The sequence below is a fragment of the Mesorhizobium sp. M1E.F.Ca.ET.063.01.1.1 genome (assembly GCF_003998155.1).
GTDB lineage: Bacteria > Pseudomonadota > Alphaproteobacteria > Rhizobiales > Rhizobiaceae > Mesorhizobium.
In genome coordinates this window covers 1-383 of record NZ_RZSC01001801.1, presented here as the reverse complement: position 1 = coordinate 383, position 383 = coordinate 1, and the positions used below count along the sequence as shown (strand labels likewise).

1 pseudogene is annotated in these 383 nt (G+C 61.1%); it reads left to right on the top strand.

Annotation, left to right across the window (positions count from 1 at the left end):
* Nucleotides 1–383, top strand: a pseudogene (locus EOA29_RS40940) (nucleotide sugar dehydrogenase); the annotation flags it as partial.

Sequence of the window (383 nt, the reverse complement as noted above, 5' to 3'; positions counted from 1 at the left end):
ATCCCCAAGGTCGTGGCAGGCGATAGCATGGAAGCGGCGAGGCTGGTGCAGGCTTTCTACCAGGGCGTGGTCAAGACCGTCGTTCCGGTCTCCACCACCGCGACCGCCGAGGCGGTCAAGCTGACGGAAAACATCTTCCGATCGGTCAACATAGCGCTCGTCAACGAGTTGAAGGTCGTGTTCGACGCGATGGGCATTGATATCTGGGAGGTGATCGAGGCGGCAAAGAGCAAGCCCTTCGGCTACATGCCCTTCTATCCTGGCCCCGGACTGGCGGGCACTGCGTTCCGATCGATCCCTTCTACCTGACGTGGAAGGCGCGCGAATACGAACTGCCGACCCGCTTCATTGAGCTGGCGGCAGAGATCAACACGGCCATGCCG